Origin of the sequence: Streptomyces africanus (genome assembly GCF_030816955.1) — a bacterium.
Classification (GTDB): Bacteria; Actinomycetota; Actinomycetes; order Streptomycetales; family Streptomycetaceae; genus Streptomyces; species Streptomyces africanus.
In genome coordinates this window covers 3425800-3452401 of sequence record NZ_JAUSYP010000001.1, presented here as the reverse complement: position 1 = coordinate 3452401, position 26602 = coordinate 3425800, and the positions used below count along the sequence as shown (strand labels likewise).

Below are 26602 nucleotides of genomic sequence, written 5' to 3'. Positions count from 1 at the left end.
TCACTCGGCGCACTCGACCTTGTCCGCCGTGGACTTCTGAACACCCTCCGGCGCCTTCGACGGAGCGGTGAGGGAAGCGCCCGCACCCTTGAAGTCCTTGCCCAGGGTCAGCGTCATCGCCGGCAGCCCCTGGGCGTTCTCCACGCTTTCGCCCGGCTTCATCGCCGACCCGGACAGTCCCATGATGTCGGCGAGGCGGCGGGCCTGATCCGCCTGGTCAGGGGCGTACTCGAGGGTCGTCTTCGCCAGCTTCGCGGGCGCGTTGCCGGCGTTCTCCGACTTGGTCACGCCCTCCTCGACCTGGAGCCAGCTGAGCGTCTCCTGGGCGCTGCCGGGGTCAGCGCCGCCGTTGAGGATCCGCACCCGGACCTCGGAGGCCGGCGCCTTGCTGCCCTTGAGGCGGGCGGCCACCGCGGCCGCCTCCTTCTTCTTCTTGTCCTTGACCGCGGTGAAGGAGACGTCGTTCTTGATCATGTCGAAGACCTGAGGGGCCGTCGACTCGTTCAGCACGACCGTGGTCTTGACCTTCTCCGCCGGGTTGTCGATCACCGGGGTCGTGGTGAACGTCAGGTTCTTGGTGTCGAGCTTGCCCAGCTCCAGACCGAGGTCCTTCAGCTTGCCGATGCTGTCCAGCTGCGAGTCGACGGTCAGGGCCTTCGTGCCCGCCTCGGCCAGGTCGAGCATCTTGGACGGGCTGGAGAGCGTGTCGTTGGACTTCAGCTTGCGCATCAGCGCGCTCAGGAACTGCTGCTGGAGCCCGATCCGGCTCAGGTCGCCGCCGAAGCCGACGGCGTGCCGGGTCCGCACGAACGCCAGCGCCTGCTCGCCCTCGATGGTGTGCGTGCCCTTCGACAGCTTCAGGTGCGAGTCCGGGTCGTCGATGTCCTTGCCCAGACAGACCTCGACCCCGCCGACCGCGCTGGTCAGCGTCTTGACCGCGTTGAAGTCGGCCACCATGAAGTTGTCCGGCTTGACCCCGGTCAGCTCGGTCACCGTCCGCATGGTGCAGCTGGGCGTGCGGCCGTCCTGGCCGAGGCTGGTGTTGAAGCGGGCCTTCTGCGTGCCGGGGATGACCTTCTGCGAGCCGTCCTCCTGCGTGGTCGGGCAGTCCGGCACGTCGACGATCAGGTCACGCGGGATGCTGAGCGCGGTCGCGTTCGAACGGTCCTTGGAGACGTGCAGCAGGATCGTGGTGTCGGCGTGCCCGACACTGCCCGCGTCGCCGTAGCTCTCGTTGCCCTTGCCGGTGCGCTTGTCCGTGCCGATCAGCAGGATGTTGATGGCCTTGTCCTTCTGGAAGCCACCGGTGCTCGCGCCGTCGTCGGAGACGGACGCGATGTTGCCGTTCAGGTGCTCGATGTAGAAGTACGCGGCGCCCGCCCCGGCGACCAGCACGAACGCCATCGTGCCGCCGGTCCACAGCAGGACCTTCTTCCCCTTCGCGGCCTTCTTGGCCGGCCGCCGTCCGCGCCGCCCCGGCAGTGGCTCCTCCGGCGCCCCGCGGCGCCTGCGCGGCGGGGCACCGCGCCCGGGCGTCTCGGGCCGCGGGCGGCCGGGCGCGTCCGTGCGACTGCCGGCATCCCCGCGGCCGCCGGAATTCCTACGGCCGCGCTCCGGCGGGACCCCGTCGGAGGCCGCTGGCCGGCGAGGGCTGGGGACGCCCGACTGCGGTGCGGAAGGGGGCAGTCGCAGTTCGTATTCGCCGGTATTCGGATTGAGCACCCACTGGTCTGCGGGATCGATATCGTCCGCCCGCCCACGGCCTTGCGCGTCCACGGTTGTCTGTTTCCTCCGTCGGGGCACGCGGCGCCTCCCCTCCAAGGCACCCGGGTCTCGGTCACACAGTGCGCGACCTCAGGACCGTCCTCAGAGCCGGGCGCACCGGATCGCTCACACTAACCGCCCAGTTCAGTGCCGAACGACGACGGTGACAAATTCCACGTCCCTACACCTGGGCAATTCGCCCATTTCCTGGGTGAAGAGTCCATTGCTTTGGAGCGGCCTTGGTGCCCGCTTTACTCACAGGTGTCCTCGGCTGCCGTGTTCCCCCGGAACGTCGGTGGAGGAGAAACGGTGACGGCGGGCTCGGTAAACGGCCCCGGATGCGAATCCCCGTACGACCCGTCACGCGAATCGGTAGGCCTCAGGGGGGCGGAACCATGTGGAACGTTCCCGGCCACCACCACGGGTGTGTCCGTACGCAGCCGCTCGAACAGTCTCTCCGCCTCGGGCTCCACGAGTTGGTCGCGATTGGCGTCGTACGCGTACGACTCCCGTGGAACGGTCAGGAATTGCACACGTTCCATGGGGATGTCGCGCAGCCCGCGCACGAGTTCGTACAAACCGCGAAGGCTGGCCAGATCCGGGTCGGTTGTGAGGGAGGACGTGGCGGCGTCCAGCACGGGATACAGCTTCGCCGGATTCAGCAGGACGTCATTGCTGCGCACCTTGTTGACGAGTGCTCCGAGGAACCGTTGCTGCCGTTCCATCCGCTCCGTGTCACTGCCGTCACCGAGCGTCTTGCGGGCGCGGACGTAGCCGAGCGCCTGCTCGCCGTCGAGGGTCACCCGTCCGGCGGGGAGCCGCAGCTTGGCGGCCCGGTCGTCGATCGGCTCCCGCAGGCACACCTCCACGCCGTCGACCGCGTCGACCATCTCCTTGAAGCCGTGGAAGTCGACGACGACGTGGTTGTCGACGCGGATGTCGGTGAGCTTCTCGACGGTCCGGATGGTGCAGGCCGAACCGCCCACCTGGAACGCCCGGTTGAACATGGTGAACCGCGGCGCGCTGCGCGACCCGTCCGGGCGCCGGCAGCCCGGCACGTTCACCATCAGGTCCCGGGGCAGGGAGACGGCGGTGGCGCTGCCCCGGCCCGCGGACAGGTGCAGCAGGATCGTGGTGTCCGACCGCTCGGTCCCGGAGTCGCGCCCGTAGCGTGCGTTGTCCTCTCCCTCGCGCGAGTCGGACCCGATCAGCAGGATGTTCCGCGCGTCCTTGACCAGTGAGGTGGGCCGCTCCTTCTCGTACCGCGCGAGCTCCGCGGCGGCGGCCTCGTCGGGCGTGATGTTGCCGCTGAGCTTCGCGTACAAGGCCCATCCGGCCCCGGCTGCCGCGGCGACGACACCGGCGACCGCGAACGCCCCGATCCGCACCCACCGCCGCCGACGCCGCCGCACCAGCCCCGGCCCACTGGCGGAGGCCCCCGCCGGCCCAAGCCTCCCGGTGTCGCCCACGACAGAGACCACCCCTCACGACGTACGAACGTGCGCGCGCACTGCTCCTACGACTGTGGCGTGGATGGGGGGTGGGGGTGGGGTGGGGATGGGCTGAACGGGGGAATCGGCCTGGCTGCGGGCAGTCGTGCCTCCCTCAGCAGAAACCGGCCTACCGGGCAATAGCCGTAACCCGCTCGCTCTCCACCCGCTTGTCCAGCACGCCCTCCCCGGCCTGCTCAAGATGCCGGCACAACACCACAGACCCCCCCGTGGCCAGCGGCCCGTACAACCCCGCGTTCAACCCCTCCCACGTGTCATACGGCAACCCCGACAGGATCCGCGACCCCGGCCCCGTCAGCCCCAGCCCCGCCGCCTCCGCCCGAGCCCGCTCGACCACCTCGGCCCCGCTGAACTCCCGCCCCGCCACGATCAGCGCGGGCCCGTCCGGATCCACCGGCGCGTACGGCACGAACCGGTCCCCCTGCCCCGGCACCTCCACCGCGTAGTCGGCAAACCCCTCGGGTGCCTGCGGAAACCGCCCCCCGAGCGGCCGCAGCGCCATCGCGATCCGCGCCCCGGAACACGCCCGCGCCGCCTCCAGTCCGTCCGGCCCGCTCACCACGACATCGGCCGCCCGCGCGTCCCCCGCCACGTCGGCGACGACTCCCACCGACGAACACGCCAGCAGCCACACGGCCGTCTGCCAGTGCGCGGGCAGCAGCAGCGCCACCCGGTCCCCGGGCTCGACGGACAGCTCGTCCTGGAGGAGGTTGGCGGTCTTGGCCACCCAATTGGCGAAGGTGGCCACGGACAGTTCGACACGTTCGCCCGTGGCGTCGTCGTAGAAGGTCACCAGGGGACGTCCCGGATCCGCGGAGAGCGCGGAATTCAGCAGGTCGGCAGGGGTGCGATCGGTGGCGTTCACCCGCGCAAGCGTACGCGGCGCCCGAGCCGCCGCCCAACGTCCCGGCCCCCGCCCCGCCGTGAATCCGCCACCGGTTCGGCCGAACCCCGACCGATGGTCTGTCAACTCCCAAATGGACAGACTTATACGACTATGTCCAAGATCGGGAGCATGCGTGGATTTCTTGCTTCTTCGATCGGTGTCACCTGTGCGGCCGCTCTGGCCCTCCCGCTCACTCCGCCCGCCGTCGCTGCGACGGCGAGACCGGTGCCGCCCACGCAAGCCGCCACGGCAGCGAGACCCGCGCCCCACGCGGGGACACCGGACACGACCCTCACCAGCCGGCGCGCGGCCGAACCGTACGCTCCCGGCGGCACCCAGTCCCTCCCCCTCGAACCCCTCACCCGCAACCGCGCCACCCCCACCGCCCCCGACACCCCCGAACTCGGTCTGACCCGCCGCTCCGTACGCCACTTCTCCCTCGTCGGCATCGTCTGGGACGACCCGGCGGCCGAACTGCACGGCCGGGTCCAGGTCCGCACCCGCGCCGCCGGCACCGGCACCTGGTCGGGCTGGCAGGACGTCGAGACGCACAACGCCGACCACGCGGCCGATCCGGACACCCTTGAGAGAACCTCCGGCCGCGTCCGCGGCGCCACGGCACCGCTGTGGGTCGGCGACTCCGACGGCGTGGAACTCCGCGTCCGCTTCGCACCCGAGAGCGCGGAAGCCGGCACCGCGCGTCCCGGCGCGCGTACCCGCGACCTGCCCGCCGCGCCTTCGCTCCCCTCCGGCCTCCGCCTCGAACTCGTCGACCCGGGCGATGACGCCCCACCGGCGGACGCCCCCGAGGACGACTCCCGCACCACCGGCCTCGCCGACGAGATCTCCGCCGCCGACGAGACCGCCGCCGACGAGACTGCCGCCGATGAGACCGCCGCCGACGAGACTGCCGCCGATGAGACCGCCGCCGACGCCGCCTCCGCCGCCACCGAAGCCTCTGCCGCCAACGCCGGCCTGGCCCCCCTCGACGCCACCGAGATCCCGGAACTGAACCGCGCGGAGAGCGAGCAGGAGTTCTTCGCCCTCAACACCGGTGAGCTGACGGAGCAGCAGCGGGTGAGGCCGTTCGTCGGCCCGCGCCCGCGCATCGTCACGCGGCGCGGCTGGGGCGCGAACGAGGGGCTGCGGGAGCGGGGTTTCCGGTACACGAAGAAGGTCAAGGCGGCCTTCGTGCACCACACGGCCAGCGGCAACAAGTACCGCTGCTCGCAGTCCCCGTCCCTCATCCGCAGTATCTACCGCTACCACGTCAGGAGCATGGGCTGGCGGGACATCGGCTACAACTTCCTCATCGACAAGTGCGGAAAGATCTACGAGGGCCGCGCCGGAGGCGTGGCCAGGCCGGTCCTCGGCGCCCACACCCTTGGTTTCAACAGCAACAGCATGGGGATCGCCGTCCTCGGGTCGTACGGCGCCAAGAAGCCGTCGTCCGCCGCGGTCAAGGCCATCGCCCGGCTCACGGCCTGGAAGCTGGGCCTGTACGGGGTGAATCCGCGGGGAAAGACCTACCTGAAGTCGGCTGGTAGCAATCTCTACCGAAAAGGTAAGAAGGTGCGACTGAACGTGATTTCCGGTCACCGGGACGGATTCAGGACGTCCTGCCCGGGACGCAAGCTCTACGGCAAGCTCGGCTCGGCCCGCTCCAAGGCGGCCCGGTACCAGGGCCGCTGAGACACACGTTCACCGCCGCCGGGGGGAGCGGGCGGAATGCCGCACGGCCAGCGAAGGCGCCACGGAACGGTCTGCATACACTGACCGGCCGAAAGACAGTTCGGCCGGTCCCGGCAGGAAGCAGAGACGACACGTGACAGAAGCGATCCTCCTGGTCGGCGGCAAGGGCACCCGACTGCGCCCGCTCACGGTGCACACGCCCAAGCCCATGGTGCCGGCGGCCGGGGTGCCCTTCCTCACGCACCAGCTGGCGAGAGCGAGAGCGGCGGGCGTCGAGCACATCGTCCTCGCCACGTCCTATCTGGCCGAGGTCTTCGAGCCGTACTTCGGTGACGGTTCCGCGCTGGGGCTCCACCTGGAGTACGTGACGGAGGAGGAGCCCCTGGGCACGGGCGGCGCCATCCGCAACGTGGCCTCCCGGCTGCACTCCGGCCCCGACGACCCGGTGCTGATCTTCAACGGCGACATCCTGACGGGCCTCGACATCCGGGCCCTGGTCGACACCCACGAGTCGACGGGCGCGGACATCTCCCTGCACCTCACCCAGGTCACGGACCCGCGTGCCTACGGTCTCGTCCCCACCGACGACACGGGCAGGGTCCTGGCGTTCCTGGAGAAGCCGCAGACGCCCGAGGAGATCGTCACCGACCAGATCAACGCGGGGGCGTACGTCTTCCGCCGCTCGGTCATCGACACGATCCCGCCGGGCCGGCCGGTGTCGGTGGAGCGCGAGACGTTTCCGGACCTGTTGACCGCCGGCGCGCACCTCCAGGGCATGGTCGACTCGACGTACTGGCTGGACCTGGGCACACCGGCGGCGTTCGTCCGGGGCTCGGCGGACCTGGTCCTGGGCCGGGCCCCGTCCCCGGCGGTCCCCGGCCGCTGCGGCGACCGCCTGGTCCTGCCGACGGCCACGGTCGCGGCCGACGCGAAGCTGTCCGGCGGCACGGTGGTCGGCGAGGGCGCGTTCGTCGCGGAGGGCGCCCGCGTCTTCGGCAGCACGATCCTGCCGGGCGCCGTGATCGAGCCCGGCGCGGTCATCACCGACTCCCTCATAGGCACCCGGGCCCGCGTCGGTGAACGCTCCGTCCTCACCGGCACGGTCATAGGCGACGGCGCGGTCATAGGCCCCGACAACGAACTCCGCGAGGGCGCCCGCATCTGGTGCGACGCCCACATCCCAGCAGGAGCAGTCCGCTTCTCTTCGGACCAGTAGCGCAGACCGCCGCTGCGGGCAGTCGTGCCTCCCCCAGTGCCTCAAGGGCCTGGGAGGTACCCCCAGGGCGGCACGGGTGGGCGCAGCGGCACCCCGCTCCGCCGGGCTGCGCAACGCCCCGCCCCGGCACCTACGCCGCAGCACCACAAAACGGGCAGCGCATCACAGCGCCCCGATATCCCACCGCGGCATCTTCGGCGCCCTCCGCCCCGGCACCGCCCCACTCAGCAGAATCAACCGAGCCGCCCGATGCCGCTGCCCCGCATACGGCTCCAACAACTCCAGCATCACGGAGTCATCCGCATCCCGGTCCCCGGCCAACGCCCACCCCACGATCCGGGGCAGATGCAGATCCCCCACGGTCACCTCGTCCGGCGCCCCATGACTGCGCTGCACCGTCTCCGCCGACGTCCACGGCCCCACCCCCGGCACCACTTCCAGCCGCGCCCGAGCCGCCCCCGGCTCCATCCCGGCCGCCTCCTCCAACCGCCCGGCCACCCGAACCGCACGCAGAATCGTCGACGCCCGCTTGTTGTCGACCCCGGCCCGATGCCACTCCCACGACGGGATCAACGCCCACTCCCGAGGCGCCGGCATCACACACATCCGCCCGGGCGCGGGCCCCGGCGCCGGCTCCCCGAACTTCCGCACCAGCAACCGCCACGCCCGATACGCCTCATCGGTCGTGACCTTCTGCTCCAGAATCGACGGGATCAGCGACTCCATCACCAGCCCGCTCCGCGTCAGCCTGAGCCCCGGCCGCCGATGCCGGGCCAGCGCCACCAGCCGGTGCCGGGGCACGAACACGGACGGGTCATCGGCGGCCCCGAGCAGCTCCGGCAACCGGTCCAGCAGCCACTGCGCCCCGGGCCCCCAGGCCTGGCCGCGCACCCCGCCGCCGTAGGCGCAGACCCGTAGCGTCCCGGGCCCGGCGGGCGTACGGCAGGCCCGCCACACGGACCCGTCCGGCATCGCCCGGAACGTCGGATCACCCGGTCCGCGCCGCAGCGGCCCGAGCACCAGCCCGAGATCCAGCGGCCCGTCCGGCACCCAGTCGCGCACCCGCCCCGGCCCCGCGGCCTGCCGCGGCACGCCCCCGGCGACGCCGACGTGCCCGCCGCGCATGGTCGTACGCGTGGGCCGGGGAGCGAACCGTCCTGCCATGAGTGAAGTCCCTGGGAAACGATGCGAAGCGAGAGGAGCCCTACGAGCGTAGGCGCCGGCCGGCGCCGGTCACCGCACCTCGATGAAGGCCCCCGCATCCCGCTCCGGCCGCGGTCGCGGTTCCTCCGCCGGATGCCCGACCGCCACCGCGCCCATCGGATCCCAGTCGTCCGGCAGCCCCAGCACCTCGCGCACCACGTCCCGGCAGAACATCGTCGAGGACACCCACGCCGAACCCAGCCGCTCCCCGGCCAGCGCGACCAGGAAGTTCTGCACGCCGGCGCCCGCGGCGACCACGAACATCTCCCGCTCGGCGCCGTCGCGCCGCGCGTCGCCGTAGGTGTGCGAGCCGTCCATGACCAGACAGGGGACGACGAGGTACGGCGCGTTCCGCAGGACGTCCCCGCGCCGCACCCGCTTGGCGATGGACTCCTCCGGCTTGCCGTCCCGCCGCAGATCGGCGATCCACGCGTCGCGCATGGCGTCGAGCAGCCGCGTCCGCGACTCCTCGGACTCCAGCAGCACGAAGCGCCAGGGGGTGGTGTGGTGCGGCGCCGGCGCCGTCACTGCCGCGGCCACCGCCCGCCGTACCGCGCCGGGGTCGACGGGCTCGTCCGTGAAGGCCCGGACCGTGCGCCGCTGGGTGACTGCCAGCCGTACCGCCTCCGACGTGCCGAGCCGGAACATGTCGTCGCGCGCGCCGCGCACCATGGCCCGCGCTCCCTCGCCGTCGCCCGGCGCGAGCACATGCGGCAGGCCGCGCACCACGGCGACGGGAAGCCCGGCCGCCTTGCCCTTGACCAGGTCGCCGGCCGCGGCGAGTTCGTCGGCCGTGGCGACGACGGTGGCGCTGAGCGGGTTGCCGTGCGCGTCCGTGCCCCCGCGCAGATCGTCCAGTACGCGCACCCCGGCGGCGCCGATCGCGACGTCCGTGAGCCCCGCGCGCCAGGGCCGCCCGAACGTGTCGGTGACGACGACACCGACCTCGACACCGAGGACGTCGCGCAGCCCGTCGCGGATCGCGCGGGCGGAGGCGTCCGGGTCTTCGGGCAGCAACAGCACCGTCCCGGCAGGGGTGTTGGACGCGTCCACACCGGCCGCGGCCATGACGAGGCCCTGCCGGTTCTCGACGATCCGGAGACTGCCCCGCCGGGCGACCACGCGGACCGTCTCGGCGTCGATGGCCGCCTCCCGGTCGTCCGCCCGGACCGCCCGGCCCTCCGCCTTGGACACGATCTTCGACGTGACCAGCAGGATGTCCCCGTCGGCCAGACCCGGCTCGGCGGCCGCGATCAGCTTGGCCAGGTCGTCCCCGGCCGCGACCTCGGGCATCCCGCCCAGGGCCCACACCCGGTACCCGTCGGCACCCTGCCGGTTCTCCGGGACCTCGCCGCTCAAGCTGCCCGCACCTCCTCCGCCAGTGCCAAGGCCTCCCGCGCCATCCGCGCGGTCGCGTCGGTGTCGGTCATCATCAGCGGCACGGCCCGGCAGCGGATCCCGGCCGCCTCGACCCGCTCCACCGCGCCGGCGTCCACCGTGTCGACCAGCCAGCCGTCCAGCAGGCCCGAGCCGTAGTGCTCGGCCACCGCCGGCGCGGTCGACTCGACGCCCACCGCGGCGAGCACCTTGTCGGCCATGCCCCGCACGGGCGCGTCACCGACGATGGGGGACAGGCCGACCACCGGCACCCCGGCGTCGGCGATGGCCTCCCGGATGCCGGGCACGGCGAGGATCGTGCCGATCGACACGACCGGGTTGGACGGCGGGAAGAGGATCACGTCCGCCTCGGCGATCGCCTCCAGCACCCCCGGCGCGGGCTTGGCCTGGTCGGCACCGACCGGCACGATCGCCTCCGCGGGCACCGAGGCGCGCAGCCGCACCCAGTACTCCTGGAAGTGGACCGCCTTGCGCTCGCCGTCGACCTCGACGGCCACGTGGGTCTCGACGCGGTCGTCGGACATCGGGATCAGCCGCACGCCCGGCTGCCACCGGTCGCACAGCGCCTGGGTCACGGCGCTCAGCGGGTACCCGGCGCCGATCATCTGCGTCCGCACGATGTGCGTGGCGAAGTCACGGTCGCCGAGGCCGAACCACTCGGGCCCGACGCCGTACGCCGCGAGCTCCTCCTTGAGGTGGAAGGTCTCGTCGGCACGCCCCCAGCCCTGCTCCTCGTTGATGCCGCCGCCGAGCGTGTACATCACCGTGTCGAGGTCCGGGCAGACCTTCAGCCCGAAGAGGTGGATGTCGTCCCCGGTGTTGCCGATGACCGTGATGTCCGCGTCCGGCACGGCACGCTTCAGACCACGCAGGAACCGGGCACCACCGATGCCGCCTGCCAGAACCACAATGCGCATGGAAGCCAGTCTTGCAGGCGCCTGTGACAACCGGTCGGCGGCTACGGCAACCGGTCAGGCGGTCACGCCAACCGGTCGGACGTGTCGCGCCGACCGGTCAGGCGGTCACGGCACCCGGCAGAGTCCGGGCCTCGCAGTGCTGGGCCGTGTGCATCGGCATCTCCGTCAGGCCCGGGTAGTAGACGTGCAGGCTGACCGCCGGCTCCAGTGCGTCGTTGACGACTTCGTGCACGTACCCCGGCGCGAAAACGCGCTGCGCGCCTGCCCGCAAGGCGCGTGTGCCCCGCTCCGTGCGCTCGGTCAGGGTGCCGTCCAGCACGGTCAGCACACCGGAGGAGGCGCCGTGGTCGTGCGGCCCGCTGCCCTGCCCGGGCACCCAGGTCAGCAGCCACACCTCGTAGCCCGGGCCGGTGCGCAGCCGGTGGTACCAGCGGCTGGCCGCGTCGTACCGGACGAGGTGCTCCCACCGGGAGCGGTCGTCGGCGATGGAACGGGCGAGTCCGACGAACTCGGCGACGGTCGCCGGGTGCTCGCGCGGGGTCTGGAGAAGATGCGGGACCTCGAGGATGTCGCCGGCGATCTGGAGGTCGCTGTCGCTGTTCATGGGTGGTGGTGGTTCCTCAGTGAAAGAAGGTCAGAGGGAACAGAGACCGAGAGACGGGTGGCTCGGCCTTCAGCTGGAGCAGGTGGAGCTCAACAGCCGGAACAGCAACAGCTACAGCGAGCGCGGGCAGCACCGTGGGACCCGGCGGTGCGGGTCGAGGTGAGTGCCGAGTTCGCGAGCATGCCCACAAGGACACCGGTTCACACCTTCACTGTCAACTCGACACCCGCCATGTGGGATGTGGTTCACCTCATCCGGTCGTTCACTCAGATGAAAGGTTTGTTCACGGCCCGCCCGGGACACATGGCGTCCAACCGGGCGCACGAAACCCCGTTGCGTACTCGTGATCCGACTGTGATCCGTTTCGCTTCGTGGTGCGTGCCGGAACGAGATCGAACCTCTGGGCGTCCTTCTTCGTAAGGCTCTGCGAGGGGTCCGGCGGACGGCGTGAGCCCTTGCGGGCTCCGTCGGTGTGTCAGGTTTTATGGTGATTTGAACACTTTCCGCTTGGGCTTGGTTCCGCAGAGTGAATAAGGGGCTCAATAGCAGATCTCGGCTTGACTCGCCCGGAGCAGCACACTTGTAATTTCACTCGTGTCGTTCAGCCGGAATCGGTAACGGCTAGATCACGGGGACGCGAAAGACAGACGAGGGGCGCACATGACCGAGACGGTGCAGCAACTGCTGGTCGACGACGCGGACGAGGAACTCGGCTGGCAGGAGCGCGCACTGTGCGCCCAGACCGACCCCGAGTCCTTCTTCCCCGAGAAGGGCGGCTCGACCCGGGAGGCCAAGAAGGTCTGCCTCGCCTGTGAGGTCCGCTCCGAGTGCCTCGAGTACGCCCTCGCCAACGACGAGCGATTCGGCATCTGGGGCGGCCTGTCCGAGCGGGAGCGCCGCCGGCTGAAGAAGGCCGCTGTCTGACCGGCGTCCCGGTCAGTACGTACGGTTCGAACGGCCCGTCGCAGGTGGGTTGTCCACAGGCGGCGGGCCCCCTTGTTGCGCAGCCGATAGTGTGGTCGCTCGTCCGAGACGCCCCGCTGCCCCCACCGGTCGCAGGCGTCCACCGCAGTCCACCGAACCGGGGCCCGTACCTCGATGTCCGTGCACAGCCACTCGGCAGCTCATCACGACAGCGCTGCCACACCTGAGTTCCCGCGTCATGTGGTGACCGCGGTCCTCGTCTCCCACGACGGCGCCCGCTGGCTGCCCGACGCGCTCGCCGGGCTGCTCGGCCAGGAGCGACCCGTCCAGTACGCGATGGGCGCCGACACCGGCAGCGCGGACGACTCCGCCCAGCTGGTCACCGACGCCCTCGGCGCCGACCGCGTGCTGCACCTCGCCCGCCGCACCGGCTTCGGCCAGGCCGTCGAGGAGTGCGGCCGCACCGCCCCGGTCCTCACTCCCGAGCAGCTGCCGTATCTGAAGCGGCCCAGCGGCTGGGACCCGGTCACCCGCTCCTGGCGCGACGACGCGTACGACCTGCCCGAGCTCCCGCACGGAGAGCCGGTCCAGTGGCTGTGGCTGCTGCACGACGACTGTGCCCCGGAGCCCGACGCCCTGGCCCAGCTGCTGCGCGTCGTGGACAACGAGTACGAGCTGGGCCGCGAGGACGTGGCCGTCGTCGGCCCCAAGCTCCGCGGCTGGTACGACCGGCGGCAGCTGCTGGAGGTCGGCGTCAGCATCGCCAACTCCGGCCGCCGCTGGACCGGCCTGGACCGCCGCGAGCAGGACCAGGGCCAGCACGACCACGTCCGGCCCGTGCTGTCGGTGTCCACCGCCGGCATGCTGATCCGCCGCGATGTCTTCGAACAACTCGGCGGCTTCGACCGCCACCTGCCCCTCATGCGCGACGACGTCGACCTGTGCTGGCGCGCGCACGCGGCGGGCTACCGCGTCCTGATCGCCCCCGAGGCCGTCGTCCGGCACGCCGAGGCGGCCTCCCGCGAGCGCCGCACGGTCGACTGCGTGGGCCGCACGGCCGCCTCCCCGCACAAAGTCGACAAGGCCGGCGCCGTCTACACCCTCCTCGTCAACGCGCGTACGGCCGTGCTGCCCTGGGTGCTGCTGCGGATCGTGCTCGGCACACTGCTGCGGACCGTCGCCTACCTCGTCGGCAAGGTCCCCGGGCAGGCCGTCGACGAGATCCGCGGCCTCCTGGGCACCCTGCTCAGGCCCGAGCGGATCCTCGCCGGGCGGCGCGGCAGAGGCGCCCCCCAGGTCGACAAGGAAGAGCTGCGGGCGCTGTTCCCACCGCCGGGAGCGACCGTCCGCATGACCGTCGAGCAGCTCGCGAGCAATCTCGTGGGCCGCTCCGACCCCGAGATCGCCTCCGGCGCCGGACGGCACGGCGGTGCCGTCGAGTCGGGCCCCGGCGGCGACGACGCCGACTTCCTGGAGATCGAGCAGTTCGCCCGGCTCAAGCGCATCGCGCGCAAGCCCGGCCCGGTGCTCTTCCTGGTGCTGCTGGTGGTCTCCCTGGTCGCCTGCCGCGAACTCCTCGGCGGCGGCGCGCTCTCGGGCGGCGCCCTGCTGCCCGCCCCGGCCGACTCCTCCGAGCTGTGGGCGCGCTACCTGGACGCCTGGCACCCGGTCGCCGCCGGCGGCACCTCCGCCGCGCCGCCGTACCTCGCGCTCGTGGCGATGCTGGCCTCCCTGCTGTTCGGCTCGACCGGCCTCGCCGTCACGCTGCTGCTGGGTCTGCTCGGTGCCGCTCGCCGGTGTCACCGCCTACTTCGCCTCCCGCCCGCTGGTCGAGTCCCGGCTGCTGCGCGCGTGGGCGGCCGTCGTCTACGCCTTCCTGCCCGCCGCCACCGGCGCCCTCGCCGGCGGCCGGATCGGCACCGCCGTCCTGGCCGTGCTGCTGCCGCTCATCGCCCGCGCGGGCATCGCCGCCAGCGGCCTGGCGCACCCCTCGGGGGCGCGTGGCAGTTGGCGCGCCACCTGGGCGTACGCCCTGCTGCTGACCATCACCACCGCGTTCACCCCGATCGTGTGGCCCATCGCGCTGCTCCTCGGCGCCGGGCTGCTGGTCCTGCGCCGGTCCGACATCACGGCGTACGGGCTGCGGTTCCTCGCCCAGCTCGGCACGCCCCTGCTGGTCCTCGCGCCCTGGTCGCTGTCGCTGCTCCCGTTCGGCTTCTTCCAGGAAGCCGGCCTGGAGTACGGCCCGTCGGCCGCCTCCGCCCTGGACCTGCTCGGCGCCAGCCCGGGCGGCCCCGGCACCGTCAGCGGCCTCATGCTGATCGGCATCGTCCTGGCCGCGCTCGCCGCCCTGCTCCGCTCGGAACGCCGGCTGGGCATCTGGACGGCCTGGACGGCCGCCCTGACCGGCTTCGTCTTCGCGGTCCTGGCCAACAGCTCCACCTGGTCCGGCCCCGCGACCCTCGTCTACGGCATCGCCCTCCTGGCGGCCGCCGCGCTCGGCGCCGACGGGGCCCGCTCGCGCGTGGCCGAGCAGAGCTTCGGCTGGCGCCAGCCGGTCGCCGTGCTGATCGCCTTCGCCTCGGCCGCGGGGCCGCTGCTCGTCGCCGCGGGCTGGATGATCCGCGGCGCCGACGGGCCTCTGGAGCGGCGCGACCCGACCCAGGTCCCCGCGTTCGTCGCCGAGGAGAGCGGCGGCAGCGACCAGGCCCGCACCCTCGTCCTCGACAGCGACTCCGCCTCCCACGTCGGATACATGCTGGTCCGCGGCTCCGGCGCCCGCCTCGGCGACAGCGAGATCGCCGCGGCCGACGGCGAGAACAGCAGGCTCGACAAGGTCGTTGCCAACCTCGTCGCGGGCTCCGGCGCCGACCAGTCCGACCAGCTCGGCGGCTTCGCCGTGCGCTACGTCCTCGTCCACCAGGGCGCGCCCCGCGACGTCACCCGCGTCCTGGACACCACGCCCGGCCTGACCCGGCTCAGCCAGCAGGACGGCGGCGCGCTGTGGCAGATCGACCAGGAGGTCGCGCGCGCCACCATCGTCCCGGCCTCCGGCTCCGGCACCCCGCAGACCGTCGCCGCCGGGCCCGTCGACATCCACACCACGATCCCGGCCGGCTCCGGCGGGCGCGTGCTGCGCCTGGCCGACACCGCCTCCGACGGCTGGACCGCCACGCTCGACGGCAAGCCGCTCACCCGCACCACGGTCGACGGCTGGGCCCAGGGCTTCGAACTGCCCGCCACCGGCGGCACGCTGGACGTCACCTACGACGACCCCGTCGGCCACACAGCGTGGCTGTGGGCGCAGGGCCTCCTCGCCGTCGTCCTCGTCGTGCTCGCCCTGCCCGGCCGGCGCCGTGACGTCGACGACGACCTGCCCGAGGAGCCGGCCGTCCCGGCCCAGCCGGTCGCGGGCGAGGGCCGACGGGCCCGCCGCCTGCGCGCCCAGGCGGAAGCCGGGGCCGAAGGGGCGGCCCAGCCCGATGAGTTCCCGCCCCCGCAGCCCGACCAGCCCCCGGCCCCCGTGCCCCAGCAGAACCACGGACAGTGGGAGAACGCCGGCTACCAGAGCGGCGAGTACGCGAACTACGGCGACCAGTACCAGGGCGCCCAGTACCCGGCGGACGCGTACGGACAGCAGTACCAGGCGGATCCGTACCAGGGCGGCCAGTACGACCCGTACGCGTACGGCGGCCAGCCCCAGAACCCGTCGTACGACCAACAGGGCTACGACCAGACGGGCTACAACCAGGCCTACCCCCAGGGCTACGGCACGCCGTACGACCCGGCGCAGCAGCAGCACCCCCACGGCACGGGCAGTGAGCGTCCCGACGGGAGCCAGCAGTGAACCGCACCACCCTGTCCCTGATCGCCGGCGCGACCGCGCTCGCCGCCGTCACCGGCTTCGCCGCGCTGTCCGCCCCGGACACCCCGGGCGCGGACACCACCGCCAAGGCGGCCGCCCAACTGCCCGTGGAGCGCACGAGCCTGCTGTGCCCCGCGCCGAGCCTGTCCGACATCGCGGAGACGTCGTACACCTCCTTCACCCCCGTCACGAAGGGCACCGGGAGCGGCGGCAGGGCCGAACTCCAGGCGGCCGTCCAGGAGTCGAAAGACGGCGCGGGCGGCGACAAGGGCAAGGACGGCGGGAAGTCCGGCGAGCGGAAGCCCGGCAAGCCCGTGCTGACCCCCAAGGAGCCCGGCAAGCCGGTCACCGGGGACGGCTCGGGCGCCGAATCGCCCGCGCTGGTCGGGACCGCGGACGGCAGGTTCGCGCCCGGCTGGACGGTCCAGGAGACGACGGAGGTCGCCGCGGGGACCGGGCGCGGCCTCCAGGGCGTCAACTGCACCGCCCCGGACACGAGTTTCTGGTTCCCCGGCGCCAGCACCGCGGCCGACCGCACCGACTACGTCCATCTGACGAACCCCGACGACTCGGCCGCCGTGGTCGACATCGAGCTCTACGGCAAGGACGGCACCCTCCAGTCGACGGTGGGGGAGGGCATCACGGTCCAGCCGCACTCCAGCGACCCGGTCCTGCTGTCCACCCTCACCGACGAGGAGCAGGCCAACCTCACCGTGCACGTCAACGTCCGCAGCGGGCGGGTCGGCGCCGCCGTGCAGGCCCTGGACGACAAACTCGGCGGCGACTGGCTGACCGCGTCCACGGACCCGTCGGGCAGCCTGGTCCTGCCCGGCATCCCCAAGGACGCCACCTCCGTGCGCCTGGTCGCCTTCACCCCGGGCGACGCCGACGCGGACCTCAAGGTGCGCCTGGCCTCCCCCTCCGGGCTGATCACCCCGGCCGGACACGAGACGGTGCACGTCAAGGGCGGCATGACCACCGCCGTCGACCTGGGCGACGTGACGCGCGGCGAGGCGGGCTCCCTGGTGCTGACGCCGACGGACCGGTCCGTGCCCGTCGTGGCGGCCCTGCGGGTCGTACGCGGCAAGGGCGACAAGCAGGAGACGGCCTTCATCCCGGCCACCCGCCCCGTCGGCACGCGCGCGACGTCCGCGGACAACAGCGCCAAGGGAAGCACGCTCTCCCTGACGGCCCCCGGCCGCGCGGCCACGGTCGAGGTCACGGCCTCGGCGGGCAGCGAGGGCGGCACGCCGGTGTCGAAGACGTACACGATCAAGGCCGGCACCACCCAGGACATCGAGCCCCCGGTCCCCAGCGGCCTGAAGGGCACCTACGCGCTCACGGTCGAGCCGAAGTCCGGCGGCCCGGTCTACGGCGCCCGCACCCTGGCGGCGACGGAGGGCGGCGTCCCCGGCTTCACCGTGCAGACGCTCCCCGACGACCGGGGGACGGTGGCGGTGCCGGAGGCGGACGAGGACCTGTCGGTGCTCAACTGAGGCACCGCGTCGGGTTCACAGCAGGGACTCGGCCACATCGGCCACGTCTTCGGGCGGCATGTGGGCCCAGGTGGGCAGCCACATCGCCGTCCGGGAGACCTCCGAGGCGTGGACGCAGGGCCGGGGTGCATAGCGGCGGTACAGGGGCAGATCACTCAGCGCCGGCCACACGGCGCGGGCGTCCACTCCGCTGCGCCGCGCGCGTTCCACGGCGGCGTCCCGCTCGGCTGATGTGACGCAGTGCAGCCAGCAGGACGGCGAGGCCCACGGTTCCGCCGGGCGAGGGGAGAAGCCATGTCCGGCGAGTCGGGCCCGGTAGAGGCGGGCGACCTCCGAGCGGCCGGCCACCAGTTCGTCCCAGCGCTCGGCTTGGGCGGCACCGACGGCGGCAGACAGGTTGGTCATCCTGCCGTTGCGCCCGGCCATGCTGTGGTGGTAGCGCCGGCTCGGGTTCATGCCGTGATGCGTGAGGAGACGGACCCGGTCGGCCAGTTCCGGATCGTCGGTGAGCACGGCCCCGCCCTCGCCGGAGGTGATGGCCTTGTTCACGTGGAAGCTGAAGACCGACGCGATGCCGAAGCTGCCCGTCGGACCCTTCCGGGTCCGCGCTCCATGGGCCTGGGCGGCGTCCTCGATGATCGGCACTTCCAGTTCGGAGAGGCGCTCGTACTCGCAGGGATGGCCCATGAGGTCGACGGCTATGACGGCTCGGGTGCGGGTCGTCAGCAAGGCGCGAGCCGCGTCGGGGTCGATGGTCCAGTTGCCCGGTGTGATGTCACACAGGACAGGAGTGGCCCCCACGGTGAGCACGGCGGCGGCGGGCGCGGCGAAGGTCAGCGCGGGCACGACGACCTCGTCACCCGCGCCGATTCCCAGGGCCGACAGCACGATCTCCAGAGCCGTGGTGCCACTGGACACGGCTGTCGCGGACGTTCTGCCGGTCCGCTGCTCCAGCGACCGTTCGAAGGCGCTGACATAGGGGCCGGTTCCCGAGATCCAGCCCGATGCCATCGCGTCCCGGACATTTTCGGACTCCTTCTCGCCCAGGGACGGTTGGGACAGCGGGAACCTCATCCTCACCTCGTGACCGGTCGTCGGTTGTCGATGGCCAGGGATGAGGCGCGTCACCCGAGGCGGAGAACGCCAGCCCCTGTCTGCCCTGTGCGCCCGGCCGCACCCGCTTCGGCCAGGACGTCGGTCAGACTGGTGGCCAGCGGGATCGTCGCCTGCCATCCCGTCAGCCCCCGGGTCTTCCCGGGGTCCCCGACCAGACTGGGTGCGTCGGTTCCGCGCACCAGGCCGGGGTCCTGGCGGCACTCCAGCGGACGCCCCATGAGGAAGATCATCGTTTCGACCAGTGCGCGGACCGGGACGCCGACGCCAGTGCACAAGTTGTAGACCTCGCCGGGTTGCCCGTTCCGCATGAGCAGCCGCAGGCCGCGCACCGCGTCCCGGACGTCGAGGAAGTCCCTCCGGGCGTCCAGGTTGCCGACCGTGATGTGGCCGCGGCCGGACGGTGCGGCGGAGACGATGCGGCGTGCGAGGGAAGGAACCAGGTAATCCGGTCCCTGTCTCGGCCCGATGACGTTGAAGGGCCGGATGATGACCACCCTCAGCCCGTGTGCCGCGAGGTAGTGCCGGGCCAGCGACTCGACCGCCAGCTTGCTCGCCGCATAAGGCGAGAGGGGGGCGGGCGTGCGGTCTTCGTCGATGGGCGAGTCGAGGCGGGCTCCGTCGAACACTCCGGCACTGCTCATGACGATGATCCTCGCCCTGGGAGAGGCGGAGCGGGCGGCTTCGAGGAGGGAGACGGTGCCCCCCGCGTTCGAGCGCCACGTGAGGGCGGGATTCTCCCACGACCGCCGGACACTTGCCTGGGCCGCCAGGTGGTAGATGTGATCGGGCTCGGCCTTCTCCAGCACCTGTGTCAGGCGGACCGTGTCACCGATGTCACAGTGTGGAAGGTCCACCTCCACCACATCCTCCCCCTGGGCGCGGAGGAAGTCGCAGAGTTGGGAGCCGATGAAGCCCGACCCCCCGGTGACAACGGCTCTCATCGTGAGCTACCCGGAAAGATCATGATCCTCCAGCCGCTGCCTGCCGAGTGGGCTGGAATGATATGGCCCTGACACCCGCTACGGTCAACAGGGCCTCCCAGGAAGTGGTTTGACCAGGCGTCAAGAGCGAGGGCCGTCGAGAGCACATCCCGTCAGTACCGGAGAAGCGCGTCCGTCCCGAGTGGAATGTCGGTATCTTCGACTGGGCCGCTGCCGCCCGCCGCAGCTGCTGAAGGAGTCTGCGTGGACCATCAGTTCGCCGTGCTCTCCGACCCCGCCGACGTCCCCGCGCCCCCCGAACCCGACCGGTTGCGCATCAGCGGCTGCTCCGTCGTCATCCATTTCGCACACCGGCTGACCGATGGCCTCGACTTCTCGCAGATCTTCGAAGCCGGCGGCTTGCCGACGATCGACGACGACCGCTCGTACAACACGAAGGTGCGGGCCGGTTCCGGGCTCGTGTACTCCGCACTGTTCGATTGCGGGCCTCTGCCTGCGGCGCTCGCTCGCGTGGTGGGCAGCAGCCACGCCGACGGGCTCCGGCAGGCGGTCGTCTCGCTCGGCGGGGAATACGTGGTGACGGCCCTGCCCATCATCTTGTCCATGCCCGGACCGATCACTCAGGAGACCGCGGCGGTAGAACTCACCACTCCGCTGACCACCGACACACTCCTGCGTTTCGTCTCCTTGCTCGGCGCCCCGGACACCTCGCGCCTTCTTGCGGAGCAGTCCGCCAGGGCGTTCGCCCGGGCCGTTGGCATCGAACAGAGCGACATCGAGGAAACCTGGGCTGTGGAGGGGGCTGTCGCGATCCAGGTGTGGAATCTCGATGGCACGCGGGGCCGCGTCAGTACGAGCATGTACGCGGGCATAGACGAGTCCGCCCTGTACGCCTGGGAGATCTCCGCACTGCTCTCCTACGCGACGGACCATCTCCTGGAGGACGGCCTGTGGCTGCGGCGCAGCCCGCGAAGCGTCTTCGGCCTCGTGCGAACGGGCATGGCCTTCTTCGACGACCACATGGTGTTCGTCAACTCTGACTGCTGCCTGGAGATGGCGCACTTGCCGGCGTGGCTGCGGGGAAGATCGCAGTTCCGCCTCTCGGCGTACGGCTACGACTCCTCGTCCATCTTCGTGTGGACGGTGGGCATTCTGCGCAGGATCGTCTGCTACGACCTGAGCACCCGTTACCGGTCGGTGCTCGCGGATCTCGCGATACGCGACGAGATATCCCCGACGGAACAATCCCTGTTGACCCGCCGGAGGGTCCAGCGCGCCGCACTCCTCGATCGGTGCGACGGCTTCCGCGAGAAGCTGATCGAAAGCAGGAACCGGCGCCTGGACGAGTGGGCGGAACGGGAGCGGCCGACCGAGCAAGTGGTGGCCACCCTCAACAGAGACATGGAGAAATGCGAAACGGTCTCGCTGAGTCTTCTCAGGGTCCGTGAGGACCGGGAGAAGAACCGGCGGGACTCCTTGATCGCCATGATGGGAATCGTCCTGGCCGTCGTGCAAATCCCCGATTTCGTGGATCAGGTGGCGGGCTGGCTGGACAGCCGCCGATGGGGTCTGCTGGGCGTGTCGGCATCGCTGATCCTCCTGCCGCTCGCGGTGCTGCTGCGAGTGCGGCGGCGCAGGGTCCAGTGAGGACGGGTCGTGGCGGACATCGCCAGGGCACCGGTCGAATGTGCCCCAGGGGCAACGGAAGAGGGACGATGGACGACAGTCTGAGCAGCACGATCATGGCCGTCGACGAGCGGTTGACCCACGCCACGGTCACGTGGTTGGACCCGTCCGCGGCACTCGGCGGCGGGCACGCCGGCGCAGCCGACAGCGGGGACGGTCGTACTCCGCGGGACGGAACCGCAACGGACGACGAGGACGCCTACCTCGTCGCCGCCATGGCCTCCGCGGCCCTGGCGGCGGCCGAGGCACGGGCGGGTTTCGGCGACGGCATGTCGTTGAACGACCGCAAGGTCACCGTGGACGGCGCGGCCACGGAGGCGGCGGAGAAGATCCTTGGGCGCGCCCCCTTCAGGATCCGCGTCGCGGCGGGCGAGGGGGAGCGCGACGACAGCCCGGGGGCCCACACCGGCCAGTGGCTCGGTCTGCCGGACGAAGGCTCACCCGTGATCGATGGGGTGTTCGACTATGTGGACGGTACCGAGCTTGCCGCGACGGACCAGCCGGGCGCACTTGCCCTGGGCGGCTTCGGCAGCGGCGTCCGGCCGGTTCCCGACCTTCAGGCATACGCCGCCCTGGCACCCACCCATGCGTTGCGCGGCTTGGACATCATGGCCAGGCCGGAGGACGGCGTCGTCCCTCTGCTGGAGCGCATCGCAGCAGCCGTGGGGAAGAGCCCGGACGAGCTGACCGTCTCCACCCACTCGCTCGCGTCGAAGCCGATGCACCGCACGCTCATCGACCTCATGCGGGGGCGGGTGCGACAGGTCCTCGTACCCGAGCGTGTCACCGTGGAGCCGCCCTACCTCTTGTCGCTCGCCGGCCTGAGCGAGCCCCGGATCGACAGCATGATCGGTGCCATCGGTCTGTCGGAGCTCGCCTTCGCCGCCGGTCTGGTGGACCTCGTGGCACCGGAGCTCGGTTTCGTGTTCCGGCTGGCGTCGGTCACCGGACCACGCGCGGAGCCGGGCCTGACCAGCCTTGACGCGCTGTTCAAGTTCTCCGAGGATGAGGAGGTTGCGCTCAGGGCGGGGGGCTGGCGCAAGGATCGCCAGTACACGAGCGAGGACTTGGTCCGGCCGGGAACCAGCCGGGCGGCCACCCTGTTCGCCGTCACGGACAACCCTGCCCTCGGTCTCCGCGGACCGGAACCGCGAGGGGGAGACGTTGCTCACGTGGAAGGGTTTCTGGTCAAGCCTGCGGCGAGGATCGGCAGTATCAGGCTCAGCTACCGTAGGTGAGCTCGCCCGGCCGACGAGCATGAAGAGAAGGATGGCGCATTGGTACTGTCGACTCGCATCGTGATGTTCGACTTGGACGACACTCTGGCCCTCTCCAAGGCGAAGATCACTCCACGAATGGCCCAGTGTCTGACGCGCCTCCTGAACCACAAGCACGTGTGCATCATCTCCGGCGGCCGCTACGAGCAGTTCCAGACGCAGGTTCTGGAGGAGTTGCCGCTCACTCCCGAACTGGCAGAGCGCCTCCATCTCATGCCGACCTGCGGCACGCGGTACCTGAGATGGGAATCGGGCGGCTGGCAGGACGTCTACTGCGAGAACCTCACGGACGAGGAGAAGTCCCTCATCGTGAGCGTTCTGACACAGGGAGCGCAATCTCTGGGGCTGTGGGCGGAGAAGACCTGGGGCGAGGTGATCGAGGATCGCGGCAGCCAGGTGACCTTTTCCGCCCTCGGCCAGCAGGCTCCGCACACGGCGAAGGCGGCTTGGGACCCGGACGGCTCCCGCCGCCGGGCCCTGAGGGAGTACGTGGCGGCACGACTGCCCGATCTGGAAGTCCGAAGCGGTGGCTCCACGTCCATCGATGTGACGAAGAAGGGCATCGACAAGGCATACGGCGTGCAACGGCTCCTGGAGTTCCTCGATCTTCGCGTGGAGGACGTCCTCTTCATCGGCGACCGACTCGACGAGGGCGGCAACGACTACCCCGTGCGGGAGCTGGGCGTGCCGTGCGTGGCCGTCACCGGGTGGGAGCAGACCGCCGATTACATCGAGGCCATGCTCGCGTCGGACTCCGAGCGTCCGGCCCTCCCGCTGCTGGCTCCGCTGGACCCGAGGTGACCGGAAGCGGAGCATCCGTGGGGCCGCCGGGCCCTCATGCGCCCTGGCAGGAGCTGTCCCGTACAACGGTGTACGAGAAGTACGGCCGTTCCGTGGTGGAGGTGAGGTACCGCCTCCCCTCGGGCTCGGTGGACACCTTCAGCGTCCGCGAGGACCGGCCGAGCGTCGCTGTCCTGGCCCTGACGCCTGCCGGGGAGATCCTCCTCACCAGGCAGTTCCGACCAGGCCCCGGTCAGTTCGTCTACGAGCTGCCCGGCGGCTATGTCGGCAACGAGGAATCACCCCTGGACGCCGCGGAGCGCGAGTTGCTGGAAGAGACGGGCTACCACGGAGACACGGCGGTGGTCGGGCACTGTTTCGGTGACTCGTACAGCTCGTCGGTGAAGTTCTGCGCGATCGCCCGCAACTGCACCCTCCGACAGCCGCCGCAGCCGGACGACACGGAGTTCATCGAGGTGCTGAGCGTCCGGCCGCAGCAGCTGCGGGGGCTGCTTCGGGCGGGCGACGTCACCGATGTCGACCTCGCCTACTTGGGGCTGGACGCGCTCGGCTTGCTCTGACGTCGACTGCCCGTCCCGGGGGAGCGGGCGTCCGCTCAGTCCTCGCCGTACCGCGGATCCACCGTCTCCGGCGTCAGCCCCAGCAGCTCGGCGACCTGCTCGACGACGACCTCGTGCACCAGCGCCGCACGCTCGTCGCGGCCCTTGGTGCGGATCTCGACCGGCCGCCGGTAGACCACCACGCGCGCGGGGCGGCCCTCGCGGGCAGTGATCGTGCCGCCCAGCGGGACCGCCTCGTCGTTCCAGGCCTGGCCGGGCCCGTCGAGCCGCGGCACCTCCAGCACCAGGAAATCGATGTCGGCGAGCTGTGGCCAGCGCCGCTCCAGGCGCTCCACGGAGTCCTGCACCAGATCGGCGAACGCCTCCGCGCGGCTGGCGGCGAGCGGCACCTGCGGCGGTGCGATCGGGCCGCGCATGCCCCGCCCGTGGCGATCACGGCGGCGGGGCCCGGGGGCGGCGGCTCGGGGCGTTACGGGCTTGTCCATCACTGCTGAAGGGTAGTCCCAGCCGCGTCCCCGCGCCCGGCACAGCACGGCGGTACGGACGGCTTCCGGCCGACCGGTACGGCATGTCGTTACATGACCATTCCAGCCAAGGTTGGGCTCGATTCCGTATCCCGCTGAGACTGGCAGTCACAAGGCAATTGAGGGTTTTGTGACGACTCTTGACCGCTTGCGAGGTCGTTCGACACCTTGGACGACACTGTCCGGGCAGGTCAGCAGGGTGTGCCCGAAGGGCGGTGTGGGACGTTTCACAGCACGACACGGGGGAGTGACCTGGTGGAGAGTCGTCGCGGCCCGCTCAAGAGTGCGGTACCGTCCAACATCGTGAGCCCTGTACGTCGCTGTTCGCGCACCGCCTGCGGCCGTCCCGCCGTCGCGACGCTGACGTACGTCTACGCCGACTCGACCGCGGTCCTCGGCCCGCTCGCCACCTACGCCGAACCCCACTGCTACGACCTGTGCGCCGAGCACTCCGAGCGCCTCACCGCCCCGCGCGGCTGGGAGGTCGTCCGGCTTCTGGACGGTTCGGCTCCGGCCCAACCCAGCGGTGACGATCTTGAGGCGCTTGCCAATGCCGTGCGCGAGGCGGCCCGGCCCAAACAGCGCGCAGCCGGGGACGGAGGCGACGGGGCGCGGTCGGTCGGTCCGGTTGAGGTCACACGCCGCGGCCATCTCCGCGTGCTGCGCTCACCGGAACCCTGAGCTCACGGGGCTCTCAACCCTTTCAGGGACCGCTCAACCTCCGCACAGGCCCGGCTATAGGCTGACCCCCAGCCGTCGATTCCCTGGTCTGACCGTGAAGGACACCACACGATGCCGCTCCTCGAACCCAGCCTGCTGGACATCCTCGCCTGCCCGGCCTGCCACGCCCCCCTCAAGGAGCAGGACACCGAACTGCTCTGCACCGACCAGAACTGCGGCCTGGCCTACCCGGTCCGCGACGGCATCCCCGTCCTCCTGGTCGACGAGGCCCGCCGCCCCGCCTAGGCCGCCCGGGCAGACACACCCGCGTGAACCCGGTGCACATACACCCCGGGCACAGCGGGCACCGACGTAGGACATCCCAAAAACGGACCCGGACCGGACTCCGGCGATCGGAGGCTGCCGCCCATGCTCGACGAATCGCTGCTCGACTCCCCGGAGGGCCTCTCCGAGGCAGACCACCGCGGGCTGCTCCGCGGCGCCGCGGAAGCCGGCGCCCGCGTCCGCACGGCCGCCCGTCACTCCGCCGAGGCCGGTATCAACGACCTCAAACCCGACGGCCGCCCCCGCGCCGTCCTCATCGCCGGCCCGGGCGCCGCCGCCACGCACGCCGCCGACCTCCTCGGCACCCTCGCCGGCGCCGGCAGCCCGGTCACGCGGCTGGCCCCCACCGGTGTCGCCTCCGCCGCGGGCGCCCTGCGCTGGGAACTGCCCGGCTGGGTCGGCTCCGTCGACCTCCTCCTCATCACCACCCCGGACGGCAGCGAACCGGGCCTGTCCCTCCTCGCCGAGCAGGCCTACCGCCGCGGCTGCAACGTCGTCGCCGTAGCCCCCAGCGGCTCCCCGCTCGCCGACGCGGTGAACGGCTCGCACGGACTGTTCGTCCCCATGGCGACCGCCCCGTACGACCAGGACGAGCCCCTCGCCGCCTCCGCCCCCGGCGTCCTGTGGGCACTGCTCACCCCACTGCTCGCGCTGCTGGACCGCACCGGTGTGCTCGCCGCCCCGCCGGACGCCCTCGGCAAGGTGGCCGACCGCCTCGACCGCATCGCCGAACGCTGCGGCCCCGCCATCGCCACCTACAGCAACCCCGCCAAGACCCTCGCCGCCGAACTCGCCGACGCCCTCCCGATCGTCTGGACCGAGGGCACCTCGGCCGGCCCGGCAGGCCGCCGATTCGCCGCCGCGCTCGCCGAACTGTCAGGCATCCCCGCGGTCGTCGCCGAGCTCCCCGAGGCCCTCGCCGCACACAGCGCCCTGCTCGCCGGCCCCCTGGCAGCCAGCGCCGACCCCGACGACTTCTTCCGCGACCGCGTCGAGGAACCACCCGCCCTGCACGCGCGCGTGGTGCTCCTCCGCGACCGCCCCATCGGCGGCCTCACCGCCGCCCCCGGCGCCCGCGACCTGGCCCTGAGCCACGACACCCCGATCAGCGAACTGGAACCGGAGGCGGGCGGCGAACTGGAGACCCTCGCGGAACTGATCGCCGTCACGGATTTCGCCGCCGTTTACCTGGCGCTCGCTTCCAGGGGCTGATCAT

21 protein-coding genes and 1 pseudogene are annotated in these 26602 nt (G+C 71.6%); 12 read left to right on the top strand and 10 right to left on the bottom strand.

The genetic code is table 11. The features are described from left to right. The 3 genes from QF034_RS15805 to QF034_RS15795 form a co-directional block, all read right to left on the bottom strand. Entirely contained in the window at nucleotides 1-1776 is a 1776-nt protein-coding gene (locus tag QF034_RS15805; protein WP_307175566.1) for an LCP family protein, read from the bottom strand. Nucleotides 1777-2015: 239 nt separating this feature from the next. Further along, entirely contained in the window at nucleotides 2016-3233 is a 1218-nt protein-coding gene (locus QF034_RS15800) for an LCP family protein (RefSeq protein WP_307175565.1), read from the bottom strand. A gap of 151 nt (nucleotides 3234-3384) precedes the next feature. Next, the gene (locus QF034_RS15795; RefSeq protein ID WP_307175564.1) at nucleotides 3385-4140 is read right to left on the bottom strand and encodes a TIGR03089 family protein; all 756 of its coding nucleotides are present in this window, start codon (nucleotides 4138-4140) and stop codon (nucleotides 3385-3387) included. A 150-nt stretch (nucleotides 4141-4290) separates the two neighbouring features. Between QF034_RS15795 and QF034_RS15790 the strand changes: the two genes are divergently transcribed. Beyond that, nucleotides 4291-5853, top strand: a complete 1563-nt coding sequence (locus QF034_RS15790) for a peptidoglycan recognition protein family protein (protein ID WP_307175563.1) — start codon at nucleotides 4291-4293, stop codon at nucleotides 5851-5853. A 133-nt stretch (nucleotides 5854-5986) separates the two neighbouring features. Continuing rightward, nucleotides 5987-7069 (top strand): mannose-1-phosphate guanylyltransferase, encoded by a 1083-nt coding sequence (manB, locus tag QF034_RS15785; RefSeq protein WP_307175562.1) that lies wholly within the window; start codon nucleotides 5987-5989, stop codon nucleotides 7067-7069. Between the two features lie 162 nt (nucleotides 7070-7231). On the opposite strand, the gene QF034_RS15780 is transcribed toward manB, so the two are convergent. The 4 genes from QF034_RS15780 to QF034_RS15765 all read right to left on the bottom strand — a co-directional run bounded on the left by QF034_RS15780 (nucleotide 7232) and on the right by QF034_RS15765 (nucleotide 11191). After that, nucleotides 7232-8233 (bottom strand): DNA-3-methyladenine glycosylase family protein, encoded by a 1002-nt coding sequence (locus QF034_RS15780; RefSeq protein ID WP_307175561.1) that lies wholly within the window; start codon nucleotides 8231-8233, stop codon nucleotides 7232-7234. 69 nt (nucleotides 8234-8302) lie between these two features. Continuing rightward, a complete protein-coding gene (locus tag QF034_RS15775) occupies nucleotides 8303-9631 on the bottom strand; it encodes a coenzyme F420-0:L-glutamate ligase (protein WP_307175560.1) in 1329 nt (442 codons plus the stop codon). Next, nucleotides 9628-10587, bottom strand: a complete 960-nt coding sequence (gene cofD / locus QF034_RS15770; RefSeq protein ID WP_307175559.1) for a 2-phospho-L-lactate transferase — start codon at nucleotides 10585-10587, stop codon at nucleotides 9628-9630. Before cofD ends, QF034_RS15775 begins: the two co-directional genes overlap by 4 nt. 97 nt (nucleotides 10588-10684) lie before the next feature. Beyond that, complete coding sequence (locus QF034_RS15765; protein ID WP_307175558.1) at nucleotides 10685-11191, bottom strand: cysteine dioxygenase; 507 nt, start codon at nucleotides 11189-11191, stop codon at nucleotides 10685-10687. A gap of 660 nt (nucleotides 11192-11851) precedes the next feature. On the opposite strand from QF034_RS15765, the gene QF034_RS15760 reads away from it, so the two are divergent. The 3 genes and pseudogenes from QF034_RS15760 (at nucleotide 11852) to QF034_RS15750 (ending at nucleotide 17476) form a co-directional block, all read left to right on the top strand. Beyond that, nucleotides 11852-12115 (top strand): WhiB family transcriptional regulator, encoded by a 264-nt coding sequence (locus tag QF034_RS15760; protein ID WP_010034659.1) that lies wholly within the window; start codon nucleotides 11852-11854, stop codon nucleotides 12113-12115. Nucleotides 12116-12289: 174 nt separating this feature from the next. Further along, nucleotides 12290-15962 (top strand): annotated as a pseudogene (locus QF034_RS15755) (glycosyltransferase family 2 protein). Beyond that, nucleotides 15959-17476, top strand: a complete 1518-nt coding sequence (locus tag QF034_RS15750; protein WP_307175557.1) for a DUF5719 family protein — start codon at nucleotides 15959-15961, stop codon at nucleotides 17474-17476. Before QF034_RS15755 ends, QF034_RS15750 begins: the two are co-directional and overlap by 4 nt. Nucleotides 17477-17491: 15 nt before the next feature. Here QF034_RS15750 and QF034_RS15745 read toward each other — a convergent pair whose 3' ends face one another. Together QF034_RS15745 and QF034_RS15740 are read right to left on the bottom strand one after the other, a co-directional pair. Further along, on the bottom strand, nucleotides 17492-18550 hold the full coding sequence (locus tag QF034_RS15745; RefSeq protein WP_307175556.1) for a DegT/DnrJ/EryC1/StrS family aminotransferase: 1059 nt from the start codon (nucleotides 18548-18550) through the stop codon (nucleotides 17492-17494). A 50-nt stretch (nucleotides 18551-18600) separates the two neighbouring features. Next, entirely contained in the window at nucleotides 18601-19533 is a 933-nt protein-coding gene (locus QF034_RS15740) for a GDP-mannose 4,6-dehydratase (protein ID WP_307175555.1), read from the bottom strand. A gap of 243 nt (nucleotides 19534-19776) precedes the next feature. Here QF034_RS15740 and QF034_RS15735 point away from each other — a divergent pair, with 243 nt between their 5' ends. From QF034_RS15735 to QF034_RS15720, 4 genes are all read left to right on the top strand, one after another. After that, complete coding sequence (locus QF034_RS15735) at nucleotides 19777-21180, top strand: hypothetical protein (protein WP_307175554.1); 1404 nt, start codon at nucleotides 19777-19779, stop codon at nucleotides 21178-21180. A 95-nt stretch (nucleotides 21181-21275) separates the two neighbouring features. Beyond that, entirely contained in the window at nucleotides 21276-22457 is a 1182-nt protein-coding gene (locus tag QF034_RS15730) for a fructose-bisphosphatase class II (protein WP_307175553.1), read from the top strand. A gap of 63 nt (nucleotides 22458-22520) precedes the next feature. Then, a complete protein-coding gene (locus QF034_RS15725; protein WP_307179886.1) occupies nucleotides 22521-23297 on the top strand; it encodes an HAD-IIB family hydrolase in 777 nt (258 codons plus the stop codon). Between the two features lie 68 nt (nucleotides 23298-23365). Further along, a complete protein-coding gene (locus tag QF034_RS15720; protein WP_307175552.1) occupies nucleotides 23366-23857 on the top strand; it encodes an NUDIX hydrolase in 492 nt (163 codons plus the stop codon). A gap of 35 nt (nucleotides 23858-23892) precedes the next feature. Here QF034_RS15720 and QF034_RS15715 read toward each other — a convergent pair whose 3' ends face one another. Then, entirely contained in the window at nucleotides 23893-24342 is a 450-nt protein-coding gene (locus QF034_RS15715) for a metallopeptidase family protein (RefSeq protein ID WP_307175551.1), read from the bottom strand. A gap of 294 nt (nucleotides 24343-24636) precedes the next feature. Between QF034_RS15715 and QF034_RS15710 the strand changes: the two genes are divergently transcribed. From QF034_RS15710 to QF034_RS15700, 3 genes are all read left to right on the top strand, one after another. Then, a complete protein-coding gene (locus tag QF034_RS15710) occupies nucleotides 24637-25062 on the top strand; it encodes a DUF3499 domain-containing protein (RefSeq protein WP_086563533.1) in 426 nt (141 codons plus the stop codon). A 111-nt stretch (nucleotides 25063-25173) separates the two neighbouring features. After that, nucleotides 25174-25347, top strand: coding sequence for a Trm112 family protein (locus QF034_RS15705; RefSeq protein ID WP_307175550.1), 174 nt, complete (start codon nucleotides 25174-25176; stop codon nucleotides 25345-25347). Between the two features lie 123 nt (nucleotides 25348-25470). After that, nucleotides 25471-26598 (top strand): SIS domain-containing protein, encoded by a 1128-nt coding sequence (locus QF034_RS15700; RefSeq protein ID WP_307175549.1) that lies wholly within the window; start codon nucleotides 25471-25473, stop codon nucleotides 26596-26598. Nucleotides 26599-26602: the final 4 nt, after the last annotated feature.